This window comes from Geothermobacter ehrlichii (assembly GCF_008124615.1).
GTDB classification, from domain to species: Bacteria; Desulfobacterota; Desulfuromonadia; order Desulfuromonadales; family Geothermobacteraceae; genus Geothermobacter; species Geothermobacter ehrlichii.
This window is the reverse complement of the sequence record NZ_VNIB01000004.1, coordinates 234,913-258,134: the sequence shown is the minus strand read 5'-3', so window position 1 is coordinate 258,134 and position 23,222 is coordinate 234,913. Positions and strand designations below refer to the sequence as shown.

Here is a 23,222-nt window from a genome sequence, read left to right as displayed (position 1 = left end):
CATAAGGCACCTCCTGAATAGGGGTTTGTGTGATCTTCCTAGCCTACCAGGATCGGCCTGGTAGGCAGGAGGTGCCTTTTTAGAGGATTATCAGGCTTGACAAACCTGCTTTCTTGCCTGCCGTTCCAACTGGGCCAGGGTTTCTCGCAACGCGCTGTCGTCAAGAGATTTCTGCTCAATTCTGTGTGCCGCCTGGCTCAGTGTGGTCAGGTCCCGGCGCAGACGATCGGCAAGCCGGGTCAGTTGCAGGCCGGGGGTACGCCAGGTCAGCCACGCCGCGATCGCCCTGGCTCTGGCCATGGGCTGCCGCCGACCGGGGCCGGAAAGGTCGGACGGACGAAGGCCAAAGGCGGCACAGACCGTATTGATAATCCCTTCGATGGTTATCTCGGAAGAAAAATCCTCACCGGCCCTGGCCAAAGCCTGTTCAATGAAGTCATCGCTGCCGAGCAGCCGGCCTTCCCGGTTGCCGCGATGGAATTCGGCGCGGTGGCCTTCGCTCATGCCATCCTGAATGAAGCGTTGATACCGGGCAGTGGCCTTGTCCCGGTCCTCTGCCAGTTGTCCGAGAACGTAGTCGGTTGTCAGCCAGGGCGTTGTCTCCAGGTCCAGGTAGGCCCTGTGGCTTGACCATGGATACTCCTGCAGGGAGTTGACCATCCCGGCCCGCAGAGGGTTGAGGTGGATGTAGCGGACCAGTTCCAGCAGGTAGGTGTCCGCATCGACCAAAAGCGCTTTGAACCGCCCTTGGAAAAGATGTCCGGTGCGCTGTTCGCGCCGATTGAAATACTGCGTGTAGCGAAAGGCAAGGTTCTGGATGATTTTCGACAGAGGAATCTCCGCGACCTGCACGGCAAGATGGACGTGATTGTCCATGAGGCAGTAGGCGTGAACACGGTGCTGGTAGCGCTGGATTCCCGACTGAAGAAGCAGCAGGAATCTGGTTCGATCCGCGCGGTCGGCAAAGATGGCGTCGCCACCGTTGCCGCGCAGCATCACGTGGTAAAGGGCGCCGGGATAGTGGATGCGAGGCTTGCGGGGCATGGTGAAAGGGTAGCTTGAAAAGCAGGTTTGTCAAGCCTGACCCCTTAGGCTTTTCAGACCGAGAAAGTGCCTCGGCTACCGAACGCCCCATGAAGTGTTCATGGAAGCGATCTCTGGTGCACTTGCAAAGTGAATTCGCCCCCTCTCGATGCTTGGGTTAGGCATAATTGGTATAAATTATAGAACTACGATGCCATGTTTTGGCAATAAATTTTTAAGTGTATAGTCGCGATGATAAATAGCTGCTTGATGAAATTGATAAACCTCTTTTTTCTTCATTTCATGAGAGTGTTCTATGTATTCAAAGTCATCTTTTTGTTGTTCCCAATCATGTTTCGAGAAATGCAAAGCCTCATAATCTTCTATTTCAAACAATTCTCCACTACTTATAGCCTCAATCCATGCTTTTATTCGCCCTTCTTTTGCACTTTCTAATCGAAGTATCTCATCCACCTTACCTTTTATCGAATCAAATGGTACCGGTTTTTTAGAAATCCCTGCTTTTTCAGCATAATCTCTGAATGCCGCATGCAATTTTTCACAAGCTTCTAAGAATGTAGCAGGATTATCCCTCCAACCAGAATCTCTATTGTCCTTCTTAAAATTAAATCTCCATCTTAGGAAGGGTCTGTCGGGATATGTGCCTACCGCACCATGCCCAAGGGCTCCTGTAGCGATACTCGCTCCCCTACTGGCAATATTTCGATAATTCTTAATAATAAAACGAGGAGTGTATTTGGTTAGAAATGAAGAAAACTTATTCATAATATAAGCTTTTACCTCAGGATCTTTCACGTCTAACTCAAAAGATGTTCCATCAACTTTATTATTTCTTGAGCTAACACCTGAAAATCCATAATGAGAAAACGTGTCGGCATAAACATGGGCCATAATTCCCATAAGAGTTAAACCATATTCATTTTTAACAGAAACGGCATGCCTGATATGATTTTTTACCATTTTTTGTGCCAGCTCACTATCTTTAACACATGTAAGCTTTTTAGAAAGTGTATCACCCTTACCACCAGGAAAAAAATGAAATGGAACCCATACATGGCGTTGCTCAACATGGTCAGCAACTGCATTCTCAATTGCTTCAGAATTGGTGTGTGCTGTTGCTATAGTTTGAAACATACCTCCATCTTTATGGACTTCGCTATCATTAGCCGTTGAATCGTCAACGTATTGAGCAGCATAAGCAATAACTCGCGCATGTTTAACCTCTAAACCTGCGGCTCTTGCCATTGCATATGTTCCGTAATAGTGCATGTCTTCTTGCATGATAACTCTCCTTTCGATAATAAATGATGTACTGATGCCTAACAGGAATTAGGCGGAATCGGTTTTATTGGATAAAGCGGATTCCGCGTTATTGAATAAAACGGAACAACCTATAACAACCGCATCACAACGGCTGTAACTATCGGAAAATAGAGGAAAGGAGACGCCGGCTGGTAGTTTGGTGTGGATGGCTGTGGCTGCGTGGATATCCCCCTCTCTGGATTCCCCGGCGTGCCGTGGAACGCTGTTTGACAGCCTAAAAAATTTCTCAGGGTATGTCAATCTCCCATTTGCCCGGAATCATGACGGTTTTCGATGTTGGGGGGGTGTATTTGGCGGACAGGTTGTGGAGGGTGGGTAAAGGCGGGCGGCAGGTGACGAGGGCGCTTGCTCTTCGTCGGGGCCTGCCGCCCGCCAGGTTCCGTCTCAGCCCGGCAGAATCTCGTACTGCTCGAGATGGAAGTGGGGACGGGCGTGGATGGCGATCTGTTTTTCGTAGCGGCGCTCGATATCCTCGATCCCTTCGTGCTCGTCGTCGGTGAGCAGGTCGGCGATGTCCGGGTGCACCAGCAGGGTCACCCGGTAGCCCGGCATGCCGCGAATCTCGCGCCGCAGCTCGCGGAAGATTTCGTAGACGGTGGTCAGGCGGCTCTTGATGTAGCCCTTGCCCTCGCAGTAGGGGCAGGGCTCGCAGAGGGTGCGGCCGATGCTTTCGCGCACCCGCTTGCGGGTCATCTCCACCAGGCCGAGTTCCGAAATCTTGAGGATGTTGGTCTTCGCCTTGTCGTTTTTCAGCGCCTCTTCGAGGGCGGCGTGGACCTTTTCGCGGTGCGCCTCGCGCTCCATGTCGATGAAGTCGATGATGATCAGCCCGCCGAGGTTGCGCAGGCGCAGCTGGAAAGCGATCTCCTTCACCGCCTCGAGGTTGGTCTTGAGGATGGTGTCCTCGAGGTTGTGCTTGCCGACGAAGCGGCCGGTGTTGACGTCGATGGCGGTCAGCGCCTCGGTCTGTTCGATGATGATGTAGCCGCCGCTCTTCAGCCACACCTTGCGGCCGAGGGCGCGGCTGATCTCGATTTCGAGCCCAAAGGCGTCGAAGATCGGCTCGTCCTGCTCGTACAGCTCGATGGCGTAGTTCAGGGTCGGCATGAAGGTGGCCAGGAAGCTGACGATCTTGTCGTATTCCTGCCGGTTGTCGACGATGATGCGGTCGACGTCCTCGGTCAGGATGTCGCGCAGCACCTTGGTGGTCAGGTCGAGGTCGGAGTGGACCAGGCAGGGGGCGTGGCGGTGCTCCAGTCGCTTGTTGATATCCTCCCACAGCCCGACCAGCAGCTCCATGTCGGCGCGCAGCTCCTCCATGCTCTTGCCTTCGGCGGCGGTGCGGACGATGAAGCCGGTTCCGGGCGGGCGGATCGATTCGACCAGCTCGCGCAGCCGGTCCTTCTCCTCTTCGTTCTCGATGCGCCGCGAGATGCCGATGTGGTCGACGGTTGGCATGTAGACCAGGTGACGACCGGGCAGGGAGATGTGCGAGGTGATGCGCGCGCCCTTGGTGCCGATCGGTTCCTTGGCCACCTGCACCACGATTTCCTGTCCTTCCTGCAGTAGGTCTTCGATGGGGGGGAGCTGGCGCTCCTCCGGCCCCTCCAGGGGCTCGGCGTGCATGCTGCGCCCCTCGACGAACTGCTCGACGGCCTCCATTTCGGCCAGCACGTCGGCGACATAGAGAAAAGCGGCCTTTTCCAGGCCGATGTCGACGAAGGCGGCCTGCATGCCGGGCAGAACCCGGATCACCTTGCCTTTGTAGATGTTGCCGACGATGCCGCGTTCGCGGCGGCGTTCGATGTACAGTTCGGCGATGTGCCCGCTTTCGAGCAGGGCGACCCGGGTTTCGTGCGAGGTGGTGTTGATGACCAGCTCCTTGGTCATGGTTCCTCCCGTAATATTTGAGTAAGTTCTTGAAAACTTTTTTCCACCACAGGGGCCGGTTTCGGCTCGAAAGCCGCTGTCAACGCTTCAGGCGCCGAGAGGGAGAGGGAGCGGAGAAAAGCAAACAATCGATCTTGGTTTTAACCCGACAGAGATTTTGTTTTTTTTCCCGCCTCCACACCTCTCCGGCTCAGCGTTAACCGGATGCCCGTGGTGCAGAATCTACTTCCCGAAGCAATCCAGGCCGTTGCGCATGCTGACGGCGGTCTTGCGGATGCTCAGGTCGCGGGCCCGCTCCGGGCCGATGCCGAGCAGGTGGCCGAGAACGGGCAGCGGACTGCCTTTGGCCAGGGTCAGCCGCAGCTGTCCAGCCTGCAATTGCAGGTCGAGCACGTCTTTGCGGATGTCGATCGTCTTGCGGCCGTTTTTGGTCTGCCGTTCGGCATCGACCCGTTCGGCGGCGAGAAAGGCCGCGCAGCGTTCGGCCAGGTCCGCCGGAGTTTCGGCGGGCAGCTCGACCCGATAGCTGGCGCTGACAATGCTAGCAGACGGGCTGGGGGTTTGCCAGGCGACCTCGGCCGCCTGCAGGATGGCCAGTCCCGGCGGCAGTTCGGCGTTGAGGCGGCTTCTGACCTCGTCGGCCGGCAGCGGGTGGGCCAGTTCCAGGTCGATGATTTCGGCGTCCGAGGCGATGCCGGTCGGCAGGGCGTCGGGAAAGGCGATTTTCGGATGCGGATGAAAGCCGCCCGAATAGCCGATCGGCAGCTTTGCCCTACGCACCGCCCGGTGGAAGGCGGTCATGAATTCGAGGTGGCTGACGAAGCGCACCCGGCCTTCCTTGCGCAGGCGCAGACGCACCTTGCAGCGGCTGTCCGTCGCCGGCGTGGCGGCCGTCCGGACCGGCCCTGCGGTCGGGGGTAGCGAGGAGGAGAGGCGCGGCCGGATTTGTCCGAAGTCGCACAGCCCGCAGCCGTGGCAGGCGCCCTGCCGGCAGTCGGCGGTATAGGCGCCCTCCAGCGCCCGGCGGCGTTCGCGCAGAAAGAAGCTCTTGGGGAGGCCGCAGTCGATGTGGTCCCAGGGCAGAATCTCCTGCTCGTCGCGGCTGCGCAGGTAGCGGTCGGGGTCGGTCCCGGTCTGCTGCATGGCCTGCTGCCAGAGGTCCCAGCGGAAATGCTCGCCCCAGCCGTCGAAGCGGCAGCCGAGCTCAAAGGCCGCTTCGAGCAGGCGGCCGAGACGGCGGTCACCGCGGGCGAATATCCCTTCGAGCAGCGACATGCGCGGATCGTGGTACTTGAAGCGCAGCTTCCTCTTCTTCAGCCCCTCCTTCAGTTCCTGCTGCCTGCGGACGGTCTCTTCCAGACCGATCTGTGCCTCCCACTGAAAGGGGGTGTGCGGCTTGGGTACGAAGGTGGAGACCGAGACGTTGACATCGGCGCCCCCCGCGCTTCCCTTGCCGGTCTGCTTGACCCGGGCGGCGAGATCGACGATGGCGGCGCGGTCGTCCCCGGTTTCGGTCGGCAGGCCGATCATGAAGTAGAGCTTGATCAGCCGCCAGCCGAGGGCGAAGGCGGCCCGGCTGCCGTCGAGCAGGTCCTGTTCGCTGATCCCCTTGTTGATGACGTCGCGCAGCCGTTCGGTCCCCGCCTCCGGGGCGAGGGTGAAGCCGGTCTTGCGCACCTTGCGGATCTCGTCCATCAGCTCGGCCGACAGGGAGCCGACCCGCAGGCTGGGCAGGGAGATGGCCACCTTCTCGTCGGCGTGGCAGTCCATCAGGTGCTTCAGCAGGGGTTCGAGCTGCGAATAGTCACCGGTGGAGAGGCTGAGCAGCGACACCTCGTCGTAGCCGGAATGGCGCAGGGATTGTTCGACGATGGACGCGACCGTCTTCGCCGAGCGTTCGCGCACCGGGCGGTAGATGTAGCCCGCCTGGCAGAAACGGCAGCCGCGGGTGCAGCCGCGGGCGACCTCGACCGCCACCCGGTCGTGCACCGTGTTCATGAAGGGGACGATGGGACGCAGCGGGTAGGGGGCGCTGTCGAGATCGGCCAGGACGCGGCGCCGGACCCGTTCCGGGGCGCCGTCCAGGGGGCGGACGGCGCGCAGGGTGCCGTCCGGATGGTAGTCGACCTGATAGAGGGAGGGGACGTAGACGCCCTCGACGGCGGCCAGCTCCCGCAGCAGGCGCTGCCGGTCCCAGCCGCTCTTCCTGCCCTGCCGGACCAGTGCGCACACCTCGACCACCGCCTCCTCGCCGTCGCCGATCACCGCGAGGTCGAAGAAGTCGGCCAGCGGCTCCGGGTTGTAGGCGCAGGGGCCGCCGACCACGATCAGCGGGTGGCTTTCGTCCCGCTGCTCGCGTCGGCGGGGGATGCCCGCGAGATCGAGCATGTTGAGCAGGTTGGTGTAGCTCAGCTCGTACTGCAGGGTGAAGCCGATGATGTCGAATGCGGCCAGCGGCCGCTGGCTTTCCAGGCTGCGCAGGGGATCGCCGGCCGAGCGCAGCTCGGCCTCCATGTCGGGCCAGGGGGCGTAGGCGCGTTCGGCGGCCAGCCAGTCGAGGTCGTTGAGGATGCGGTAGAGGATGGCGAAGCCGATGTGGCTCATGCCGACCTCGTAGACGTCGGGAAAGGCGAGAGCGACGCGCAGATCGACGGTGCCTGTGTCCTTCGGCCGGCTGTTCAGTTCGTCGCCGAGGTAGCGCGAAGGTTTTCGGATGCGGTTGAAAATGGCGTCGTTCATCGTCCGTCTTTCCGTTCGGTTGTTTGCCGGCCTTCCGTTTTGGCGGCCGGTTCGGGCAAAGTTACACACTATAGCAGATGGCGCTTTTTTTCACCAGCGGGTAAAGGGGGTGGGAGGTCGGGCTGGCTGAAGCCCTGCGGTCTGTGCTAGACTCCGCTCCCATGGAGCGATTGTTCAAGGGCATCATGCAGTTTCGCCGGGAGGACTTTCTGGCCCATCGGGAGCTCTTCTGCCGGCTGGGGCGGGAGCAGAGGCCGCACACCCTCTTCATTGGCTGTTCCGATTCGCGGGTCGTGCCGAGTCTGATCACCCGGACCCATCCGGGCGAGCTCTTCATCGTACGCAACGTGGCCAATATCGTACCGCCCTACCGGCAGACCGAGGAGTTCGTCGCCACCACTTCGGCCATCGAGTACGCGGTCAAGGCCCTCGAGGTCGACTGCATCGTGGTCTGCGGCCATTCCAACTGCGGCGGCTGCGCGGCGCTGCACAAGAGTCACGACGAGCTGGCCGAGCTGCCGCACGTGCGCAAGTGGCTGCAGGTTTCGGCCGAGGTGCCGGAGCGGGTCGCCCGGCTGGCGGTGGAAGGGACGCCGGAAGAACGCGAGTGGCTGACCGAGCGGGTCAACATTCTGGTGCAGATGCGCAACCTGCTGACCTATCCGTTCATCGCCGAGCGGGTGAAGGGGGGGCGGCTGGAGATTCTCGGCTGGCACTACATCATCGAAACCGGCGAAATCTACAATTTCAACGACGAACTCGGTGCTTTCGAGCGCATAGGGCGGGAGTAGTCCGGCTTTTCAGTCCTCGTCTTTCGCCTGCAGCCCTCCCCAGGCCGGATCGGTGGCGAACTGCCGCAGCAGGTGGGCCTCCGGGTTCTGCCGGTAGAACTCCTCTTCGCTGAAACAGAAACGGTAGCTGTCGCAGTAGGCGCGCAATGTCCGGTAGGCCTCGTTGACGCGGCGGATTTCCTCCGGATCGCCGCCATGCCGGTCCGGATGCAGTTTCTTGACCAGGCTGCGGTAGCGGTCGCGGATGGTCGCCAGGCTGATCCGTTCGTTCGCGTCCAGGCCGAACGTCTGCAGCGCCCGGCGCAGGTCTTCGTAGCTCGTCGGTTCCATGGTGTCCCCTTCGTTTCCGGACCATTGTGAGGCGGTCCTTGTCTTTTTGCATACCACGGCCGGGTGGCGCCGGCAAATTTGTCGTGTCCGGCCACGGGGATTCTCCCGCTTGCGGTCGCTTCCGGCCCTGTGTTAAAAAGCGGTTCTAAACTCTTGTTTTCTTGCCAGGGAGACCCGCCATGAATCTCGACATTCTTCCAGTTGACAATCCCAAGCCGGGGATCGGGGACGAAGCGAACCTGGTCTTCGGCAAGCAGTTTACCGACCGGATGTTCGTTATGGAGTACGATGCCGGTCGCGGCTGGCATTCGGCGCGCATCCAGCCCTACGCTCCCTTCACGCTCGATCCGGCGGCCATGGTTCTGCATTACGCGCAGGAGATCTTCGAGGGGCTGAAGGCCTTTCGGCGCGAGGACGGTTCGGTGGTGCTGTTCCGGCCGGCGGACAATGTCGCCCGGTTCAACCGCAGCGCCAGGCGCATGTGCATGCCCGAGGTCGACGAGGAGTTCTTTCTCGACGCCATCCGGCAGCTGGTAAGGCTCGAGGAACGCTGGGTGCCGCGCAGTCACGGCACCAGTCTCTACATCCGGCCGACCATGATCGCCTCCGAGCCGATGCTCGGCGTGCGGCCTGCTGACAGCTATCTCTGCTACGTGATCCTTTCGCCGGTGGGGGCCTACTACAAGGGCGGGATCGCGCCGGTCAAGATCTGGATCTCCGATTTCTACGTCCGGGCCGCCCATGGCGGCACCGGCGAGGTCAAGACCGGCGGCAACTATGCCGCCAGCCTCTACGCCGCCCGGGAGGCGGCGGAGCGCGGCTACGACCAGGTGCTGTGGCTCGATGCCAAGCACAAGCGCTATGTCGAGGAAGTCGGCAGCATGAACATGTGCTTCGTCTTCGACGGCAAGCTGGTCACCTCGCCGTTGCACGGCACCATCCTCGACGGCATCACCCGCCGTTCGATTCTCACCCTGGCGCGGGAGATGGGCCTTGAGGTCGAGGAGCGGGCGCTGACGGTCGACGAGATCTTCGAAGGCGTCGAGTCGGGTCGGCTGACCGAGGCTTTCGGTACCGGCACGGCCGTGGTCGTCTCTCCGGTCGGCCAGTTTACCTACCAGGGCAAGACGGTGCGGCTCGGCGACGGTGAGACGCCCGGCGAGATCACCCGCAAACTCTACGACACCCTGACCGGCATCCAGTACGGCCGGCTTCCCGACCCGCACGGCTGGGTGGTCGCGGTCTGATTTTCAAGACGGACTGAAGTGGGCGAGGGGCCCCTGTCGCGACGGCAGGGGGCCCCTCTTTTTTTTGAGTAATCAGACATCTCTTTGAGTACTCAATTGATTGCGACTGGCCTTTGGATACGGGTGGTCCGGCGCCCTCCTGGCGGATTTCAGTCCAGATGCCTGTCGGATATTGTTCTTTTGTATCGGCATGTTTGTAGCGTAGACATATTTTGTTTCGCTGACGGTCGCCTGTCTTTGTGATGCTGGTTTGAAAATTGCTTGCAAGGTTGGGGCTCCGTTTTGACAATCCGTTTGCCGGTGCGACCGGTCAACCACCTGTGGAGGTAAGGATTCATGTGCCGTATCGGTGCAATCAAGAGTCTCGACTATGTTCATCCGAGCATGGCGCTGCAGCTGATGCAGTCGCAGCAGAAAGGGCATGACAATTCCGGTTTCGCCATGGTCATGCACGATCTGGGCGGCATCTTCGAAAACTACAAGCACCTGCCGACCCTCTCGATGGCGGCGACCGACGAAGGGGTCAAGATCGCCGAGGACATCCTGCACCGGGCGGGATTCCAGCGGGTGATGCAATGGGTCCCCGAAACCGATCCGCAGCCGGGGCTGGACATCAACGCCATGCCCAACTACGTGTTCGAAACCTTCGACTATCCGAAGCATCTGCGTAACGCGGAGCAGACGGAGAAGGAAGAGCTGCTGCTCGACATGCGCCTGGCGCTGCGGCGGGCGCTGGAGCCGAACGAGGAAGGGTTCGTCTATTCCTTCTGGCCGGACGTGGTGACGCTGAAGGAGATCGGCGATCCGCGCGACATCGGCACCTACTTTCGCCTCTGGGAGCCGGACGACCGCTTCACCGCCCGGGTGATCACCGCCCAGTGCCGGCAGAACACCAACTACGACATCGTCCGCTACGCCGCCCATCCCTTCCATCTGCAGGGCTACACGGCGCTGGCCAACGGCGAGAACACCTTCTATCTGAAGAATGTCGAGTTCCAGCGCAAGCTGCACCGGGGCTACATCGGTTTCGAGTCCGATTCCCAGTGTTTTCTCTACACCCTGCACTACGTGCACCGCCAGCTCGGCTGGCCCCTGCGCTACTACAAGCACGTAATCACCCCGCTGCCGTTCGAGGAGATCGAACAGCGCGAGGACAAAGAGCAGCTCAAGGCGATCCGCCAGTCGCTGGCGCACCTGGAGATCAACGGACCCAACACCATCATCGGCGTTTTGCCCGACCACACCATGTTCACCTGCTGCGACGCCAAGAAGCTGCGGCCGGTCGTCGTCGGCCGGGACGAGAAGACCGTGGTCATCTCGTCGGAGGTCTGCGGCATCAACGAGATTCTGCCGCACCGCAACTGGGAGGAGGACATCTACCCCCACGAGAGGGAAATCGTGGCCATTGACAACAGCCTGGAGGTTCAGCGATGGAGACAATGAAGGTTCAGAATGTCACGCCGAACGATCTTCCGTGGAAGATCCGTTACGACGCCAGTCGCTGCACCCTGTGCGGATCCTGTGTCTCCGCCTGTTCCTTCCGCGCCATCGAGTGCAAGGTCGAGCGGCGGCGGCTGATCTTTTCCGAGTCGGATATCCCCGAGCCCAAGGCGCGGTTCTCGGCCGTACCGGTCATCCGCCAGGTCCGGTCGATCAAGAACTATTGCCGCGGCTGCGGGATCTGCGAAAAGGTCTGCCCCAACGACGCCATCCGCCCCGAGCGCAATCCCGACACGCGGCATCCGATCGTCATGCGCTGTCTGGCCGGCGATTCGATCAAGCGCGGCGGCCGCAAGAACCTCGAGTCGACCCAGCGCACCCTGGACAAGATCCGGGTCGGGCGGATTTCGCAGATGACCGACCCGAGCCTCGACGCCCAGCGTCACACCTTCGACCTGCTGGCGCCCTTCGGCCGTATCCTGCCCCCGGAGAAGCTGCCTCTCGGCACCTCTCCCGAGGGCCTGCTGCAGTTTCAGGAGAACACGCCGCCGGTGCGCTGGATCTATCCGGTGATCATCGGCGACATGTCGATCGGCGCTCTTTCCTGGCGGATGTGGGAGGCGGTCGCCATGGCGGTGGCCTACCTCAACGAGGAGTGCGGCCTGCCGGTGCGCATGTGCTCTGGCGAGGGCGGGGTGCCGGTGCGGCTGCTGAAGTCGCGCTATCTGAAATACATGATTTTGCAGATCGCCTCCGGCCATTTCGGCTGGAACCGGATTGCCAAGGCGATGCCGCACATGGTGGAGGATCCGGCCGGCATCCTGATCAAGATCGGCCAGGGCGCCAAGCCGGGCGACGGCGGCCTGCTGCAGGCACAGAAGGTCGCCGAGCACATCCAGGCGATCCGCGGCGTGCCCAAGGCCGACCTGCTCAGTCCGCCGAACCACCAGGGGCTCTATTCGATCGAGGAGAGCGTGCAGAAGATGTTCCTCTCCTTCAACGCCGCCTTCAAGTTCCGGGTGCCGGTGGCGATCAAGGTGGCCGCCAGCGCCACCTCGGTGTCGGTGTTCAACAACCTGGTGCGCGATCCCTACAACATCGTCGGTGGTTTCTTCCTCGACGGCATCGACGGCGGCACCGGCGCCGCCCACGAAGTCTCCCTCGACCACACCGGCCATCCGATCGTTTCCAAGCTGCGCGACTGCTATCTGGCGGCGGTGGCGCAGGGTCGCCAGGGACAGATTCCCCTCTGGGCCGCCGGTGGTCTGGGCAAGACCGGCGATCTGGCCGCCGACGCCTTCAAGATGATCTGCCTTGGCGCCAACGGCGTCTTCACCGGCAAGCTGATTCTGCAGATGGCCGGCTGCGTCGGCAATGACATGGGGCGCTGCAATGCCTGCAATACCGGGCTCTGCCCGGTCGGCATCACCACCCAGGAGCCGCCGCTGGTGCACCGGCTCGACCCGGAGCGGGTGGCGCAGAACATCGTCAACTATTTTCTCGCCATGGACACCGAGCTGAAGAAGCTGATGGCGCCGATCGGCAACAGTTCGCTGCCGGTTGGCCGTTCCGACGCCCTGGTGGCGACCGACCGGGCGGTGGCCGACAAACTGCAGATTCAATACGTCTGTTAAGGAGATACCGATATGGCAGCGAAAATTATCGGTTTTGACGAGAACAACCGGCGCATCTCGACCCAGCAGCTGCTGCAGAAGATCTACGCGGCGCTGGAGGCCGGGGAAACGGAATTCGAGATTCTGTCCTCCGGTCATCACGACATCGGCGGTCCGCTGTGGACCGAGGATGGCGCGCCGCTGAAGTTTCGGGTGAAGAATCCCGGGCAGCGGGTCGGCTCCTTCGGCCTCGACGGCACCGAGATCGTGGTCGAGGGCTCGGCGCCGGCCGATGCCGGCTGGCTCAATGCCGGGGCGGAGCTGACCATCCTCGGCGACGGCGGCGACACCACCGCCCACTGTGCAGCTTCGGGCAAGATCTACGTCGCCGGCCGGGTGGGAACCCGCTCCGGTTCGCTGATGAAGCACGACCCGGCCTACGAGCCGCCTGAGTTCTGGGTGCTGAAGCGCACCGGTTCCTTCAGTTTCGAGTTCATGGGCGGCGGCGTCGCCGTCGTCTGCGGCTATGGCTGCGAGAACGAGGAATCGGTGCTGGGCGACCGGGCCTGCGTCGGCATGGTCGGCGGCACCATCTACGTGCGCGGACCGGTCAAGGGGCTGTCGAACGATGTCTGGCAGCTCAATCTCGATGATGCCGACCGCGCCTTTCTCGAGCAGGGGCTGCCGCTCTTTCTGCAGAAGATCGGCCGGCCGGAGTTGCTGGACGAGCTGGGCGATTTTTCCCGCTGGCGCAAGATCGTCGCCAAGAGCTACGAGGAGCGCAAGGTCCATTCGCGCATCAGCATACGCGAATTCCGCGAGCAGAAATGGGTCGAGGGCGGCATTTTCGGCGATGTCGTGCAGGACGACTGCCTGCATGTCGCCGGGCTGGTCAACACCGGCGAAGACCGGCTGAAGATTCCGCGTTGGCAGGACAAGCGCTTCGGCGCCCCCTGCCAGGTTGCCTGCCCCTCGAACATTCCGACCCAGGACCGGATCAATCTGCTGCGTCGGGGCAAGTACGAGGAGGCGCTGCAACTGGTGCTCAAGTATTCGCCCTTTCCGGCCAGCGTCTGCGGTGAGGTCTGCCCCAATCCCTGCATGGACGCCTGCAGCCGCCGGTATGTCGACAAGGCGGTGAGCATGGCGGCGCTCGGCCGCCTGTCGCGGGATGTGCCGGCGCCGGAGCCGCAGCCGGATACCGGCAGGAAGGTGGCGGTGATCGGCGGCGGTCCCGGCGGCCTGTCGGCCGCCTGGCAGGCGCGGCTTTCCGGGCACGCGGTGACGGTCTTCGAGGCTGATCACGAGGTCGGCGGCAAGCTGCGGCAGGTCATTCCCACCGAGCGGCTGCCGGAGGATTCGCTGCAGAGCGAGATCCGCCGCATCAAGTCGCTCGGCGTCGACATCCGCACCAACACCCCGGTCGATCGCGAACTGTTCGAAAAGATCCGCGCCGATTACGATGCGGTGGTGATCGCTTCCGGGGCGCACAACCCGGTGGTCATCCCCTTCCCGGGGCATGAACGCCTGATCAAGGGCCTCGATTTTCTCAAGCAGGTCAACGCCGGCCAGAAGCCGAAAATCGGCAAGCGGGTGGTAGTGATCGGCGCCGGCAACGCCGGCATGGACGTCTGCCTCGGCGCCTACGCCATGGGGGCGGAAAAGGTGATCGCCATCGACATCCAGCGCCCGGCCGCTTTCAAGAAGGAGATCGACCACGTCAAGGCCCTCGGCGGCGAAATCCGCTGGCCGGTCTTCACCGAAAAGGTGACCGAAGAGGGGCTGTGGACCAAGGACGGCGAGCTGATCGAGGCCGATGACATCATCATCTCCATCGGCGAGCGCCCCGACCTGTCGTTCGTGCCGCGCGAGTGGCTGACCGATCGTGGCATGATGGAGGTCGATGCCTGCGGCCAGGTAGTCAAGGCGCCCGGTGTCTTCGCCATCGGCGACACCGTGCAGCCCGGCCTGCTCACCCACGCCATCGGCCACGGCCAGGAGGCGATCCACTACATCAACGAGATCTTCGCGGGCCGGCAGCCGGAGCCGATCCAGAAGCCGGAGATGATCAACCAGAGCTGCCTCTCCAAGGAGCTGTTCAAGCCGCGAAACCGGGGCCGCTTCTGTGTCACCGACGGTACCGAGGAGACGCTGCGCTGCATCTCCTGCGGCACCTGCCGCGACTGTTCCATGTGCCTCGAGGCCTGCCCCGAAGGGGCCATCCGCCGGCTCGAGAAGGAGGACGGCACCTTCGAGTACGTCTCCGACGACGAGGTCTGCATCGGCTGCAGCATTTGTGCGGGGATATGTCCGTGTGGGGTATGGGCCATGGAACAGGTGGTGTGAGGGCGGCCAAAAAGCAGTGACGAGGGACGAGGGACGAGTAAAGGCTGGAAGGGCAAGCCCTGTCCTTTGTCCCTCGTCCCTCATCCCTCGTCCCTGTTCCTCCCGTGGAAGCCACTGAACGGAGGGGCCGGCCGGCTGAAAAAGAGGCACGAGCTCACTGATTCAGGTTCAATCCTCGATGTCGCTGTGCGACTTGCGCGCGATTCCCGATTGCGTGATGTCGAGTCCCTGAATGGCGCAAGCCGCCGTTTTTTTCCGTATATGCCCAGGTATTGGACTTTTTTCGCGGCCCTGGGGTACATTGCCGGAAGCGGCGGCCCGCATGGACGGCCGGTTTCGAAGGAGGGGGGTATGAGCGAAGAGCGGCCTGTCGTCACTGTCCAGTTGATGTTGCGCGCCTGCCAGGGCCTGAAACTCTACCCGGCACAGCATCCCAGCCTGCAGAAACAGATCGCCGAATGGCACCGCTGCCTGCAGCAGATGCTGCTTGTCCGGCCGGAGGTGGTTCTGGGCGTGCATCAGCGGACCCTGTTCTGCAACGATTTTCTCTTTGTCGACGGGTTCCCTTCCGCCGAGAGCCTGCGAGCCCTGTTTGAATCCTGGGGAATCGGCCGCATGGTCATCCGCCGGGGAGTGCAGCCGGTGGAACTGGCCGATTTTCTGGTGCTTCTGACCGGCGGCAGGGGGCACTGCGAGCTGCTGGCTGTGCGCATGCAGCAGGCGGGCATCCGGCATCTCGAGGTCGGGCCGGAAGATGAGCAGGAAGCCAGCGGTCGGGCGCGCAGGATTTACGAACAGGCGATCAGTGTCACCGAGTCGATCATCAACGATGTCCGCATCGGCAAGATCCCCCAAACCGGCGCGGCCATCGATGCCGTGCGGGCGATGGTCGAAACCACCCTGGCCGAGCCGCACGCCCTGCTGGCGCTGACCCTGATCAAGGATTACGACGATTACACCTTTCGCCATTCGGTCAACGTTTCGGTTATCGCCCTGGCCGTCGGGCGCGCCTGCGGCCTGGACGAAGCGGCCCTGCGCGTTCTCGGCCTGGGGGCGTTGCTGCATGATCTGGGCAAGCTGAAGATCGATATCGGCATCATCAACAAGCCGGGGCAGCTGACCAGCGAGGAGTTCGAGCGGATTCAGCAACATCCGGAGGAGGGCGTCCGGATTCTCCAGCGGATGGAGGCGATCCCGGGTGAGGCGATTCAGATGGCCCTGGGCCATCATCTGCGCTACGACCGGCAGGGCTATCCCCGGGCGGCGGCGCGGATGAACCTGCCCGAGACGGTGCACATGGTGGCGATTGCCGACGCCTACGACGCCATGACCACCCTGCGTCCCTACCAGCAGCCGATGACACCGAGAAAGGCGGTCGAACGCATGCTCGAGGTGCGGGGCAGCATCTATCATCCCGAGCTGCTGGCACGTTTTGCCGAACATGTCGGCCCCTACCCGGTCGGCAGCCTGGTGCGGCTGACCAGCAGTGAGGTGGGACTGGTCACCGAAGCGGGGATGGGCAAAACTGACGGCGTCAGCCTGAAGATCCTGTTCGACGCCGCCGGTCACCGGTTGCGGCAGCCGGAAAAACGCGACCTGGCAACGGCCGAGCTCGACTGCATCGTCGCCGATGTCGATCCGGCCTCCCGAGGCATTCTCATCGCCGACTATCTCGACTAGGCGTTCACTCTCCCTGCATCGCTCCAGAGCGGGATGTCGCCGACCGTTATCCGGTAGGGGCCGGTAGTGTAGGCCTGGTAGACGATTCCGGATTCCGGGCGCAACAGCACCGCGAGCCTTTCCCGGTTGACCGGATGTTCGGGCAACCGGATGGCCTGTTGCCGGCTGAACCAGGCGACCTCCAGGCTTTCGTCGCTCGGCCGCATTTCGCCGCCGGTATGGCGGGCGTGAAATCCGAAGATGACAGCCGAAGGAGCCGGTTCCTGCTTGCTGAAGATGGCCGCCAGGCGCTCGACGGCGATTTCGATTCCGGTCTCTTCCCGCACCTCCCGCCGGACGGCGGTCAACAGGTCCTCTCCCTGCTCGACATGTCCCTGGGGCAGTTCCCAGCCCCGTTTCGGATGGCGGATGAGCAGAACCTCACCGGCGTCGTTGCCGATCAGGCAGCTGACGATAACGGCGTGCAACGGGCGTGTCATGCATGGCTCCTTCAGCAGTCGTTTTTGCCGGCGGCAGGGCGCCGCACCAGCAACAGCCTCATCATACCACCGAAAAGCTCCTGTTCGTCGATTCGTTCCAGACCGGCCTCCGCCAGCATCGCAGCCAGCTGGCGGCTGTCGGGGTAGCGGGCCAGGCTTTCGGCGATATAGCCGTGTACCTGCCAGCTGCCGGAGAGGACGCGTCCCCAGAGTCCGCACCAGCTGCGTAGCAGAAGGTATTGCAGGCGGCGGGCGACGGGGTGCCCGGCGCGGGCGAAATCGAGAAAACAGGCCTGGCCGCCGGGCTTGAGCAGGCGCCTGATCTCGTTCAGGGCCAGGGGAAGGTCGGGCGCGTTGCGCAGGGCGTAGCTGCCGGTGATGATGTCGAAGGACGCGTCGGCGAAGCCGGTTTCGGCCATGTCCCTCTCGACGAACCGGACGTTGGCTGCCGTGACGCGCCGTCGTGCCAGCTCGAGCATTTCGCAGGTCAGGTCCAGGCCGACAATCTCTCCCCGGGGATAGCGGCGCGCCAGCAGTTCGCAGATGTCGCCGGTGCCGCAGGCCAGGTCGAGGCAGCGCGGCCGGGGATGGTCGGGCAGCAGCGTCAGCATCCTTCGTTTCCAGGCCCGGTCGCGGCCGAGGCTCATGGCGACGGTGGCCCGGTCGTAGGCCGCGGCGGCGGCGGCGAAGTGCCGGCGGTTGTAGTCGCGTTTGCGTTCGGGGCTGTCGAGCCAGTTACGGCTGTCGAGGTTGAAGCGGGGCATGGGCGTTCCTTGAGCCAGCATCTTTCGTCATGATGAACATGTCCCGGATCGCTGACCGAGGGCCGGGCAGGCCTGGGGCGGGTTGTTGGGGATGGTCAGCATGGCGAAATATGGTGGCAGATGGTGACGGATCGCCGGTGACAGCAGCAGTTTCAGCAGCGGTTCGCGCCACAGGCAGTGCAGCCGGCCGCGACGGGTGCCCAGCCACATGCCGCGGCCGGCCCGGCCGATGGCGACCCGCGCCGCTTCGCGGCGGGCGGTGCTGTACTCCTCCAGCAGGGCCGGCGAGCCGCTGCCGGTCAGCATTCCGTCCAGGGCCTGCGCCAGCCAGGCTGCGTCGGCGAAGCCGGTGTTCATCCCCTGGCCGCCGACCGGGCTCATCAGATGTGCGGCGTCGCCGGCCAGCACTACCCGCCCGCGGACGTAGGAGCGGGCGAGCAGTCTGCGGACCCCGAAGGCGCTCTGAAACAGGGGCGGAGACCGTAGCCGGCAGCCGGTGCGGCGGGCCACGATTTCAGGGAGATAACCCGGGTCCACGTCCCGGCAGAGCTGTGGCGTCTGGATGATCCAGCGGCGGCGTTGCTGCGGCAGGGGGAAGGATTCGACCGAGCCGTCGGCGGTGAACCAGAGATGGGCGCTGCCTCCCAGCTCGCCGCTGTCGGCGAAGTCGGCCATCAGAAAGCTCTGCGGGTAGGAGTGCGGCTGGTCGGCGAGCCTGCACTGGCGGCGCACGCTCCCCTCGGCCCCGCTGCAGCCGGCTAGAAAACGGCAGCTCTCGCCCAGGGGGTGTCCGCTGGCGGTGCGCAGTTCGACCTCGACCTGTCCGGGCTGCTGTTCGAGCCGTTCCAGGTGCAGCTCGCGGCGCAGTTCCACGTTCGGGAAGCGGGTCAGGTTCTCTTCCAGCAGGCGGACGGTCGTGGCCTGGGGCTGGGAGAGGATGAACGGCCAGGGAGAATCGAGACCGGCGAAGGAGAGCTCGCCGAGCCGCCGCCGGTGGCCGTGCACCACGGCGTGTTCGACCCGCACCCCGGAGGCGCAGAACCGCCGGTCGAGGTCGAGCGTGCGCAGGATGGCCAGCGACGGTGGGGTGATGCCGATGGCCATCGAGGCGGTCGGCGGGCCAGGGTGGCGGTCGATGAGCAGCACCCGTTTCCGGGTCTGGCCGAGCAGGTTGCCGAGCAGCAGCCCGACCGGTCCGGCACCGACGATCAGGACATCCCAGGCCTGGGTCGCCATGACCTCAGCCCTGCTGGTAGCGCAGCAGGCCCAGTTCGACCGTCAGTCCGGGGCCGAAGGCCATGCTGCAGATCTGCGGCCGGTCGCTGCGCTCGCCGTCCAGCAGCTGCTGCAGGACGAACAGGACGGTAGCACTGCTCATGTTGCCGAAGTCGCGCAGCACCGCCCGCGGTGCGGCGATCTGCTCGGGCTGCAGCTCCAGGGCCCTGGCGACCTGGTCGATGATCGACTTGCCGCCGGGATGGATCGCCCAGTCGCCGATCTGCTCCCGGTTGCTGCCGCTGTTTCGCAACAGGTCATCGACCACGGCGGCGATGTTCGCACCGAGGATTTTCGGCACATAGCTCGACAGGGCGATGTCGAAACCGCGATCGCCGATGCTCCAGGCCATGTCCGCCTCGCCATCGGGCACCAGCGCCGAGCGGAAGGCTTCCAGGGCCAGGACGGTCTGGCCGGGTTGCGGCGGCCGGGTGCTGACCAGGGCTGCCGCGGCGCCATCGGCGAACAGGGCGTTGGCCAACAGTTGATCCTCGCGGCCGCCCAGCTGGATATGCAGCGAGCAGAGCTCGAGGCAAAGCACCAGCACCACCGCCTGCGGATCGGCCTGGCAGAACTGGGCCGCCATGCGCAGGGCGGGAAAGGCGGCGTAGCAGCCCATGAAGCCGAGATGGTAGCGTTCGACGGTGGCCGGCAGACCGAGCTCGCGGACCAGGAAATAGTCGAGTCCGGGGTTGAAGAAGCCGGTGCAGGAGGCGGTCACCACATGGGTAACCTGCTCCGGCGCAAAGCCTTTCGCCTTCTCCAGCAGCTGCCGGCCGGCCTGCAGGCCGAGCTGTCTGGCTTCGCGGCTGTAGATGGCGTTGCGGGCGCCGGTGGTCGGCTCCTGCAGCTGTCCGTCGGTGTCCCGGATGAAGAAATCCCGGCCGAAACCGGGAATCACGCTGTGCCGGGTCTGGATGCCGCTGGTCCGGTAGAGGGCTTTGAGGATGCGGCGTTGCCGGGGATCGTCGGTTCGGTCCTGCATCCAGGCGCCGACTTCCTGCTGATCGTAGGCGATTTCCGGGGTGGCCGTGGCGATGGCATGGATGGCGGGGCTCATCTGGCGGATACCTTCCGTTCGTTTTCCTGCCACGGGGTTGGCAGGGGTTCGAGTTCGACCTCGACCTCGACCCTGACCCGGTCGGCTACGCGGATGAATCCGAGGACCGGCGGAGGTTTCAAACCATAGCTTTTCAGGGAAACGGGGAATGTCAAGTGAAACGCCAACTTCTCAGGGGAATCGACCAGGTCGGCGATCCGGGCACTCACGGTCCGGCCCCGGTTCCTGATGCCCAGCGTCAGCGTGAAGGCGCCATCACCCGCGGCAACCTGGTGCAGCTGGTCGCGCAGGGTCGCCAGCGGAGCGGCGGCCAGATGGCCGGTTATCAGCGGAAAGTGCTCGGCGTCGAACGTTTCCCGCATCTTCCGGTCCCGTTTCTTGTTGTGGGTGGTCATTTCGGCGACCGGAACGGTGATGTCGGTCGCCTGCAGCCGGCCCTGATCATCGATCTCGATACTGAACGGATGGCAACGGCCCTCGCCTTCGAAATCGTGCAGGGTCGAAGAGGCGAAGAAGGCAACGCTGCAGGTGCCTTGCAGGGTGGCGGCGCTGAGTGGGGGGATGACTGCGAAGAGCAGGATCAGGGAGGGCAGGACTGGACGCATGGTTGGACCCCTAAAGCCGACTGTTTAGGTCATCATTATAGGCCCTGCCGGAGAAAAAGCACGGAAAAAAATGTGATGAACGAGGGAAACGGTGGGTCAGTGAACGGGCGGTGGCCCGGAGCGGGATGCTTTTCTGGGGCTGTCGGTCGCTGGAGAAGGGAATGTCGGCAGGTTTCAGCCCGGTCGGTAGATTTCCTTCTTCTTTTCCAGTTCGGCGGCGTAGCGGGCGAGGACGGCCCGGCGCGAAAGCATGAAATGCACCTTGCGCGGGTCGGTGATGTTCATCACCGGAATCTCTTCCAGTCCGCGGCTGCTCATCTTGCGCATGACGTCGGTCAGCAGTTCGTCGGGGCGGGCGGTGATGACATTGGCGTTGGCGATGTCGCGGGCCAGCACCAGCATCGGCGGCAGGTCTTCGGCGAGAATGCGCCGGATGTCGTTGACCGAGAAGATGCCGGTCATGTTGCCGTCCTTGTCGACAGTGGGGTAGTAGGCTCCCTCGGCGTTGGCAATCTCTTCCAGAATCTCCGACAGGGGCATGTGCTCCGGGATGGTGTGGGGTTTCCGGCCGTGTTCGGCCAGATCGGCGACGTGGATCCCCTCGAGGACGTCGACGATGAAATCGCCGAAGTGGGCCGGAGATTCGGTCCGGTTGGCGACCTGCCGGCAATAGATGGTGTTCTTGCGGAAGACGACCATGGCGACGACACAGACCAGCATCAGCGGCGCCAGCAGGGCGTAGTTGCCGGTCAGCTCGCAGACCATGATCAGGGTGGCGATGGGGGTGTTGGAAACGCCGGCGAAGAAGCCGGCCATGCCGATCAGCACATAGGCCCGGGGGTCCTGCACCAGGGCGGGGAACAGGCTGTCCATGATGGCGCCGAAGCTGCCGCCTAGCATGGCGCCGATGACCAGCGACGGGGCGAAGACGCCGCCCGAGCCGCCGGACGAGATGGTGAAGCTGGTGGCGAAGATCTTGGCCAGGGCGACGACCAGCATCACCCAGATGGCGAGCTTGCCGTAGAGGGCGGCCTGCACCATGCCGTAGCCCGAGCCGAGAACCTGTGGCACCAGCATCGCCAGCAGGCCGACCAGCAGCCCGCCGATGGCCGGCTTGACCATCGCCGGCAGCGGGATGGCGCGGAACCGTTCCTGGATGCCGTAGAAGACCCGGACGTAGAAGCGGCCGAACAGGGCGCAGAAAATACCGAGCAACAGGTAGCTGAACATCTCGCTCGGATGGTCGAAGACGAAGACCGGCGTCGCCAGCAGGGGTTTCCAGCCGGTGACGGCGCCGAAGACCGAATAGGCGACGATGGAGGAGATGATGGCCGGGATCAGGCCTTCGTGCTCGAAATCGGGATCCTGGTAGAGGACCTCGACGGCGAACAGGGCGCCGCCGAGGGGCGCCCGGAAGGTGGCGCCGATGCCGCCCGCCATGCCGGCCAGCAGCAGCACCCGCCGTTCGGCGGTGTCCAGTCCCAGCCGGCTTGCCAGCCAGGAACCGAAGCCGGCGCCGATCTGGGCGACCGGCCCCTCCTTGCCAGCGCTGCCGCCGGTGCCGATGGTGATGATCGAGGCCAGTCCCTTGACGATCGGTACCCGGCCGCGGATCATCCCGCCCTTGTTGTGGTAGGCGTCGATGGCGGCGTCGGTGCCGTGCCCTTCGGCCTCGGGGGCGAAGCGAAAGACCAGAAAGCCCGATACCAGTCCGCCGATGACCGGAATCAGAAAGAGGTACCATCGGTAGTCCGTCCGCAGGCTGGTCATCTGCGGCATCTGGTCCATCGCCAGTCCTTTGGGCAGGGGATGGTACTGGCCGAGCTGGGTAAGGAAGAAGGAGTCGCACCAGTGAACGCCGGCGGAAAAGGCAATTGCTCCGAGCCCGGCGATGACGCCGACCAGGGAGGCGAGGAGCAGGGGGCGCCCCATCGCCCGGATGTCCATTTCCCGCAGCAGTTCCTTCAGGTGCTGGTAAAAGCTCATGGAGATGTCTGATCCTTCGCGGCGCGTGAAGAACTAAATCAGATAAATCAAACATTTCGCCGGCCAAAAAGCAAGGAAAAAGCCGGCTTCAGGCACGCCCCGGGCGCAAGGGGACTGTCTGCCGGATTCCCCTGGCACTGTCGCCCAGCCGGCGCAGGTGGCGACGGAATGTGGAAGGGGCGAAGGGCCGGCGGCGCCAGAAGAGGTGTGCGGCGCAACGACAGTCGGAGGCGCCGAATCGGGCCAGGGGGATACGGGTGCCGCCTATTGAGGCCACCGCCTGCGCCCAGAGGCATTCGTCGGCCGCGCCATCGGTGCTGAACCAGATTTCCGTAATCCGGCACGGTCCGCGCAGATGGTCGATGTGCCAGTGGGGAGTGGCCTTGCTGCCCAGATGGTGGGCGATTCGTGCCCGCAGTCCGCCCGGACCGCGGGCGCTGCCGATGTAGAAACAGGTCCCCGGAGACAGCCAGAGGGTGCCGAGCCGGCCGATTCCCAGCGTCTCTTCATGCACGACCGAGAGCTGCAGCAGGTAGATTCCCTTGTCGTCGGGCAGGTCGATCATCCCTGTCATTCTATCCGGTCGGTGGAGGACGGCAAGACGGGTTGA

The 23,222-nt window shown here is 63.2% G+C and carries 18 protein-coding genes; 6 read left to right on the top strand and 12 right to left on the bottom strand.

Annotated elements, in window-relative coordinates:
- Positions 1-90 precede the first annotated feature (90 nt).
- The 4 genes from EDC39_RS06505 to EDC39_RS06490 form a co-directional block, all read right to left on the bottom strand.
- Positions 91-996: a transposase gene (locus EDC39_RS06505; protein ID WP_187426680.1), complete on the bottom strand. Its 906-nt coding sequence runs from the start codon at positions 994-996 to the stop codon at positions 91-93.
- Positions 997-1,221: 225 nt separating this feature from the next.
- Entirely contained in the window at positions 1,222-2,325 is a 1,104-nt protein-coding gene (locus tag EDC39_RS06500; protein WP_148895573.1) for a DUF6765 family protein, read from the bottom strand.
- Between the two features lie 426 nt (positions 2,326-2,751).
- Complete coding sequence (locus EDC39_RS06495; RefSeq protein ID WP_148895572.1) at positions 2,752-4,257, bottom strand: Rne/Rng family ribonuclease; 1,506 nt, start codon at positions 4,255-4,257, stop codon at positions 2,752-2,754.
- Between the two features lie 222 nt (positions 4,258-4,479).
- Positions 4,480-6,996, bottom strand: coding sequence for a TIGR03960 family B12-binding radical SAM protein (locus EDC39_RS06490; protein WP_148895571.1), 2,517 nt, complete (start codon positions 6,994-6,996; stop codon positions 4,480-4,482).
- 161 nt (positions 6,997-7,157) lie between these two features.
- Between EDC39_RS06490 and EDC39_RS06485 the strand changes: the two genes are divergently transcribed.
- The gene (locus tag EDC39_RS06485) at positions 7,158-7,787 is read left to right on the top strand and encodes a carbonic anhydrase (protein WP_148895570.1); all 630 of its coding nucleotides are present in this window, start codon (positions 7,158-7,160) and stop codon (positions 7,785-7,787) included.
- Positions 7,788-7,796: 9 nt separating this feature from the next.
- Here EDC39_RS06485 and EDC39_RS06480 read toward each other — a convergent pair whose 3' ends face one another.
- The gene (locus EDC39_RS06480) at positions 7,797-8,117 is read right to left on the bottom strand and encodes a J domain-containing protein (protein WP_148895569.1); all 321 of its coding nucleotides are present in this window, start codon (positions 8,115-8,117) and stop codon (positions 7,797-7,799) included.
- Positions 8,118-8,296: 179 nt separating this feature from the next.
- On the opposite strand from EDC39_RS06480, the gene EDC39_RS06475 reads away from it, so the two are divergent.
- From EDC39_RS06475 to EDC39_RS06455, 5 genes are all read left to right on the top strand, one after another.
- On the top strand, positions 8,297-9,364 hold the full coding sequence (locus EDC39_RS06475; protein WP_148895568.1) for a branched-chain amino acid aminotransferase: 1,068 nt from the start codon (positions 8,297-8,299) through the stop codon (positions 9,362-9,364).
- A gap of 336 nt (positions 9,365-9,700) precedes the next feature.
- Positions 9,701-10,807, top strand: a complete 1,107-nt coding sequence (locus EDC39_RS06470; protein ID WP_148895567.1) for a class II glutamine amidotransferase — start codon at positions 9,701-9,703, stop codon at positions 10,805-10,807.
- On the top strand, positions 10,795-12,438 hold the full coding sequence (locus EDC39_RS06465) for a glutamate synthase-related protein (protein ID WP_148895566.1): 1,644 nt from the start codon (positions 10,795-10,797) through the stop codon (positions 12,436-12,438). Before EDC39_RS06470 ends, EDC39_RS06465 begins: the two co-directional genes overlap by 13 nt.
- Before the next feature lie 12 nt (positions 12,439-12,450).
- Positions 12,451-14,763 (top strand): FAD-dependent oxidoreductase, encoded by a 2,313-nt coding sequence (locus EDC39_RS06460; RefSeq protein ID WP_148895565.1) that lies wholly within the window; start codon positions 12,451-12,453, stop codon positions 14,761-14,763.
- A 351-nt stretch (positions 14,764-15,114) separates the two neighbouring features.
- Positions 15,115-16,443: an HD-GYP domain-containing protein gene (locus EDC39_RS06455; protein ID WP_187426679.1), complete on the top strand. Its 1,329-nt coding sequence runs from the start codon at positions 15,115-15,117 to the stop codon at positions 16,441-16,443.
- Here the strand turns inward: EDC39_RS06455 and EDC39_RS06450 are convergent.
- From EDC39_RS06450 to EDC39_RS06420, 7 genes are all read right to left on the bottom strand, one after another.
- Positions 16,440-16,922 (bottom strand): NUDIX hydrolase, encoded by a 483-nt coding sequence (locus tag EDC39_RS06450; RefSeq protein ID WP_148895563.1) that lies wholly within the window; start codon positions 16,920-16,922, stop codon positions 16,440-16,442. The genes EDC39_RS06455 and EDC39_RS06450 overlap by 4 nt on opposite strands.
- A gap of 11 nt (positions 16,923-16,933) precedes the next feature.
- Positions 16,934-17,686: a ubiquinone/menaquinone biosynthesis methyltransferase gene (locus tag EDC39_RS06445; RefSeq protein WP_187426678.1), complete on the bottom strand. Its 753-nt coding sequence runs from the start codon at positions 17,684-17,686 to the stop codon at positions 16,934-16,936.
- A 27-nt stretch (positions 17,687-17,713) separates the two neighbouring features.
- On the bottom strand, positions 17,714-18,922 hold the full coding sequence (locus EDC39_RS06440; protein ID WP_148895561.1) for an FAD-dependent oxidoreductase: 1,209 nt from the start codon (positions 18,920-18,922) through the stop codon (positions 17,714-17,716).
- A 4-nt stretch (positions 18,923-18,926) separates the two neighbouring features.
- Positions 18,927-20,021 carry a type III polyketide synthase gene (locus EDC39_RS06435; RefSeq protein WP_148895560.1) on the bottom strand — a complete coding sequence of 365 codons (1,095 nt, stop codon included), beginning with the start codon at positions 20,019-20,021 and terminating at the stop codon, positions 18,927-18,929.
- A complete protein-coding gene (locus EDC39_RS06430) occupies positions 20,018-20,626 on the bottom strand; it encodes a YceI family protein (protein WP_148895559.1) in 609 nt (202 codons plus the stop codon). The genes EDC39_RS06435 and EDC39_RS06430 overlap by 4 nt, the downstream gene beginning before the upstream one ends.
- 174 nt (positions 20,627-20,800) lie before the next feature.
- Positions 20,801-22,612: a chloride channel protein gene (locus EDC39_RS06425; protein ID WP_148895558.1), complete on the bottom strand. Its 1,812-nt coding sequence runs from the start codon at positions 22,610-22,612 to the stop codon at positions 20,801-20,803.
- 88 nt (positions 22,613-22,700) lie between these two features.
- Entirely contained in the window at positions 22,701-23,177 is a 477-nt protein-coding gene (locus EDC39_RS06420) for a GIY-YIG nuclease family protein (RefSeq protein WP_187426677.1), read from the bottom strand.
- Positions 23,178-23,222 lie beyond the last annotated feature (45 nt).